This is a genomic window from Zarconia navalis LEGE 11467 (genome assembly GCF_015207075.1).
GTDB classification, from domain to species: domain Bacteria; phylum Cyanobacteriota; class Cyanobacteriia; order Cyanobacteriales; family Geitlerinemataceae; genus Zarconia; species Zarconia navalis.
This window is the reverse complement of record NZ_JADEXN010000428.1, coordinates 1-5,099: the sequence shown is the minus strand read 5'-3', so window position 1 is coordinate 5,099 and position 5,099 is coordinate 1. Positions and strand designations below refer to the sequence as shown.

The window sequence follows — 5,099 nt, the reverse complement described above, 5'->3', positions numbered from 1 at the left end:
GTCTCGGTCCCACAGATGAGGTGAACCCCGACTACAAACACCCCACCCCCCAACAGCTTGCAGAAATTCTCACCCCAGCGGACTGGCAACTGATGCGGCGGTTGCCCGTATATCCGCAATATGAGAGTTGGTCTGGCGATGCTCTCCAAAATTCGATCGCATCTTGGAAGTATCACAACCGCCACAGCAATTAGGACATCATTGAGAACGAATAAACCAACGATCGCAAGTCGGAGTCGGGTCAGCTGTTATTGTTGTCAGAATAGAGCGGTTTTTGTTCGGGATGTCGGATTTTGACCTCTTAGAAATCTCGACGATCCGATTGAAACTATCCTTTTGAATACGCAACACACTAAAATTAATTTGTCAACGATCTGCGTCTTTTTTGACAAAAAAAATATTGAATTTTCCGGATATGAAACTTAGTCTCATGGAGAAAAGAATATCAAATCCGCATTAGTGATGCTTTTATAAGTCGGGGTTCAATACCGAGATAAAGCCAGCGGATTGCCTGAAATTATTGAGATTCCAGCATCAAATATTTGCGCCTTGGCGATCGAGCGATCGAATCTAATCGATCTTGCTTTTGGGTTTCGCTACGGACGCATTTCCATCAGACTCAAGTCTGCTCTTTTCGCGCATCCAAGCTAGATTTGATGACTAAATTAATCGAACTTTAGGTAATACTAATCAGTTCGATGGATTCTCATGCGATCGCCAAAAACGATCCAAAAAACATTGTTCGTTATGAATTTTATTAAGGAGTAATTAGATGAAACAGTGGTTGATGAAACGACCCACCAATTCCCGTACCACTCAAAGATTTTCTTCGGTTTTATCGATGGGTCTTGCCGTTCTCGGACTGCTATCGGGACAGCCAGTAAAAGCATTAGACTTTACCCTCCCCGAAGATGCCAATGTCGTTGCCAAATGGAACCAGGCGACCCTAGAGGCGATCGGCGATGCACAACTTTACCCGACTTCTGCCTCTCGCGTCCTGGCGATCGTCCATGACAGCATCTTCGAAGCTTGGGCCGCATACGATCCTGTCGCCATCGGCCCTCAGTTGGGCGACGAACTGCAAGTTTCCGGCGATCGAATTACCCAAGAGAACAAACGCGAAGCCGTCAGTTATGCTGCTTACCATGCTTTGGTAGAGCTGTTCCCCTCCCAGGTGGGTCTCTTTAACGATCTAATGAACGATCTGGGGTACGATGCGGGCTTCACAACCACAGACCGCCTTACCGAAGCGGGAATCGGTCGACTCAGCGCCCGCAGCGTTCTGGATTTCCGACACGACGATGGTGCCAACTACATCAACGGCTACGAAGATATCACGGGATATCAACCCATCAATACCGACGATCGCATTGTCGATCCCAACTTGTGGCAGGCGTTGAAAGTTGACAACGGTCAAACCGAGCAAGCGTTTATTACGCCGCAATGGGGCAATGTCACCCCCTTTGCCCTCGCCTCGGGAGATGAGTTCTTACCGCCGCCGCCGCCAGCTTTTGGCAGTCCGGAGTATCTGAACAACACCCTGGAAGTTATCGAATACAATGCCGCACTCGACGATCGTGGCAAAGTCCTCGCGGAATACTGGGCAGATGGGCCCGGAACCGTTCAGCCGGCGGGACATTGGCATTTATTCGCTCAATACGTTTCCGATCGCGACGGACATACGCTTGATGACGATGCCAAAATGTTCTTTATCCTCGGGAACGCGACGCTGGATGCTGGCATCTCCGCTTGGTATGCCAAAGTTTACTACAACTACGTCCGTCCGATTACAGCGATTCGATATCTTGCCGAAAACGAAATGCTACCGGAAGCTCACCCCTACGTGCGAACGAATCCTCAAACGGAAGAGTTGGAAATTTTCTCTTGGGCGGGTCCCGATCGCGGCCAGGAGTGGGTGACGGGTTCGGAATGGATGCCCTACCAAAAAATCTCCTTCGTCTCTCCAGCCTTTGCGGAATACGTTTCCGGACACAGTACCTTTAGTACGGCAGCCGCTGAAGTACTCAAACGCTATACCGGAAGCGATAATTTCGGTGCTCGGCATACCCAAGCGCCGTATACTTCAACCTACGAAAGCAGCACGCCCGAACAGCCGGTGATGTTGTCTTGGCCGACCTTCACCGATGCGGCAAATGAGTCTGGGATTTCTCGACTCTACGGCGGAATTCATTTCCAGCCGGGAGACTTGAACGGTCGAACCATGGGGCGCTTGGTGGGCGATCGGGTTTGGGAGCGATCGCAATATTATATTGACGGCGGTTCTTGAGATTTGCGTCGTGGATTGACTTTGCTTGACTGACAACAGCCGCTGGCTGAATTGCCGAAACGATTTCTGGAACGGGGGTTTAGCCTCTAAGCCCGAAGCCGGTTCTAGCTAAGTGTTTCCGGGGGAAAACAGAGTTGACAATGGTGAACAACTCAAACGCCTACCATATTGCTTCTTCCCCCGACAAAAACAAGCGGCGATCGAGAAACGACCTCTGAGAGGGATAGGATTCTGGAAGTTTGTCAGTCAACCCGGTTTTTGACTCTTTTATTTAAAAGCTGTTAGCGCAGCCTGGACGAAAAACGCATACGCTAACAGCTTTTTTACGAACGTTCGTTTGAGGAACTCTTGCGCTTGAGAACCCAGACGATCGTCACAATTAACATAATAACGAGCGTAATTTTTCCAACGGGTGCGAGATACTCAGCGACGCGCTCGTAATTGTTTCCCAAGAGATAGCCGGCATAGGTGAGCAGGGACACCCACATCGCAGTGCCGATGGTCGAAGTAACCACGAATGCCGGTAGGTTCATGCGACTAATTCCAGCCGGAACGGAAATCCACGTCCGCACCCCCGGTATCATACGGCACAGTCCCGTCGCCCAGCCACCTTGGCGATCGAACCATTGCTTGGCATCGCGAACGTCTTGGCTGGAGAGAGATATCCACCGGCCGTAGCGATCGGCGAGTACTTCAATTCGCTTCTGACCCAAATATAAGCCGACATAGTACCAAAAGAGGGCCCCGAGAAACGAGCCGATCGTGCCGGCGATCGCGGCTGGAATCAGATCGAGTTCGCCTTTAGTGGCGGCAAACCCAGCTAAAGGCATAATAATTTCTGAGGGAATTGGGGGAAATAAGTTTTCGAGGAACATCAACATAGCGATTCCCCAATAGCCTAAAGCACTAATCGTATCGATAACCCATTCAAGCATTCAATTCAGTAAAAAAAGAACAATTCAAAAAATAACTAGAAATACTAACCACTAGACTCGATCGAGCGCCAAGATTCACAGCTCGAAAATGGGTTATTTTTGACTCATCTTCAATCTTGCGGGTTGAGACCATCCCAAAGCGATCGACTTACAAATGCTCCCATCTAGTTCCTAAATGCCGATAATTTTTTCGATCGTTTGCAATGTACCCAAGCACGACTCGCTCAAAATTTGCAAGTATTGCATTTGGAGTGCGTACTAAAGCGTTAGTAGATCCCGATCGCAATCTACCACACTTAATTCTGTGCCTCTATCTGTCTGTAGAAAGAGAAAAGACTCAAAGAAATCATTTGTTGAGAAAGGAATTACACGAATCGAATTAGAGTTGAGCCTCGTCAACTATTTCCCGACGAGACATTTTTCCCGATCGATCTGGATTGGGAGATAATCGATCGGGCGAGGCAGACACCGCCCCCCACTGATTCGTTAATTGATTCAACAGCACATCCTGGGCATCGCGAAATCCCTGCATATTGACCCCGCCATTCATAATCGCGATCCAAATCGTACCGTTCTCCTGGGTGGGAATCCCCCCGGCGATCGTACTGACGCGATTTAAACTTCCGGATTTCACCACCGATAAAGCAGGAAGCGATCGCACCTCCAGAATTCCCTCATCTTTGCCCACCACCGCCACCACATCGGCAACGGTTAAATTCAACGGTTCGAGGTATTCCTGCAAAGCCAGAAATAACGCGACTGCCGCACGGGGAGACATTTGATTATCCTCTTCCAATCCCGAACCGTTAATCAGTTGAATCTCACCCGGTGGCACTCCCGTGGCTTCGATCGCTTTTTGCACCACCACATCCGCCCCCCCCACGGCATCGGCAAGGGTTTGAGCCACCATATTGTTGCTGTAGCGGTTCATCAGCTTGAGCTGTTCGGCCAGGGGAAGGGAATAATGACGTAGTACAGGTGTAACGTTCGCAGGTGGCGAGGCGGCTACCCGGACGTTTCCCTCGATTTCCACTTGGGGACGGGGCATTCCCGGCGGCAGGGTTTGATACTGGGCTTCGGCATCAGAAGACCAGGTATTGCCGTTGATGCCTTCTGCGAAGAGTTCCCCAGACAACTGGGAATCCACCTCGAAATTCATATAAAACCCATTGTGGACGATCAGATCTCCAGTGACTCGCTCGATTCCCAACTCCCCCAGAAAATTGCCCACAGCGATCGCTTCTTCCCAAACAAACAGGGGATCGCTTTCTCCAGTAACCACTAAATCTCCATTGAGTACCCCATTCTCGATCGAACCCGTCGTCCCCAATTCCGTGACAAATTCGCGATCGGGTCCGAAGGTTTTTAGCGCCGCCAATGCCGTTGCCACCTTCGTCACGGAAGCCGCCGGAAAGCGAACTGTACCTTGATGGTTGGCGAGTAAAGTATCCTCCGTTTGCATCCAAACCCCTTGCTCGGCGTTTCCAAACCCCTGGGCATTAAGGCGGGCGAGGTACTGCTCCACGAGTTCCTGGGTTGCCGTGTCGGGATTCTCCGGTGGGACGGTTAGTAGAGCTTCTGGAGAACTTTCTGGGGCGGTTGAGCCGACTTGGGTTGTGGAATTGTCTTCTTCCACCCATGGCGCAGTGGAATCGGAGGGGGGGAGGTTCGAGGTGGCTTGAGAAACAGGTGGTTCGTTGGGGGAACATCCCACAAAAAATGCTCCGAGAATCCCCATCAACACCAGCCTGGGTAAATGCATTCGTATCAATTCGATGCTTCCTCCAATTCCCGCTCGATGGGTGATTCTTCGCGGGCTTTGTAAAACGTTTCTAGACTATCGCGATCGCCCACGTAACGCCAGTGCCAAGGCTCGT

Annotated in this window: 3 protein-coding genes and 1 pseudogene; 2 read left to right on the top strand and 2 right to left on the bottom strand. The window is 50.5% G+C overall.

Translation table 11 applies throughout. The features are described 5' to 3' along the window. Together IQ235_RS18620 and IQ235_RS18615 are read left to right on the top strand one after the other, a co-directional pair. Window positions 1–194 (top strand): annotated as a pseudogene (locus tag IQ235_RS18620) (7,8-didemethyl-8-hydroxy-5-deazariboflavin synthase subunit CofG); the annotation flags it as partial. 578 nt (window positions 195–772) lie between these two features. After that, window positions 773–2,287: a vanadium-dependent haloperoxidase gene (locus IQ235_RS18615; protein WP_264322907.1), complete on the top strand. Its 1,515-nt coding sequence runs from the start codon at window positions 773–775 to the stop codon at window positions 2,285–2,287. A 323-nt stretch (window positions 2,288–2,610) separates the two neighbouring features. Here IQ235_RS18615 and IQ235_RS18610 read toward each other — a convergent pair whose 3' ends face one another. Beyond that, the gene (locus IQ235_RS18610) at window positions 2,611–3,222 is read right to left on the bottom strand and encodes a DedA family protein (RefSeq protein ID WP_264322906.1); all 612 of its coding nucleotides are present in this window, start codon (window positions 3,220–3,222) and stop codon (window positions 2,611–2,613) included. Between the two features lie 379 nt (window positions 3,223–3,601). Beyond that, the gene (locus IQ235_RS18605; protein ID WP_264322908.1) at window positions 3,602–4,984 is read right to left on the bottom strand and encodes a D-alanyl-D-alanine carboxypeptidase; all 1,383 of its coding nucleotides are present in this window, start codon (window positions 4,982–4,984) and stop codon (window positions 3,602–3,604) included. Between the last annotated feature and the right edge of the window lie 115 nt (window positions 4,985–5,099).

Coding starts and splice junctions, on each gene's coding strand:
- IQ235_RS18615 (WP_264322907.1), top strand. CDS start 773: ATGAAACAGTGGTTGATGAAACGACCCACCAATTCCCGTACCACTCAA.
- IQ235_RS18610 (WP_264322906.1), bottom strand. CDS start 3,222: ATGCTTGAATGGGTTATCGATACGATTAGTGCTTTAGGCTATTGGGGA.
- IQ235_RS18605 (WP_264322908.1), bottom strand. CDS start 4,984: ATGCATTTACCCAGGCTGGTGTTGATGGGGATTCTCGGAGCATTTTTT.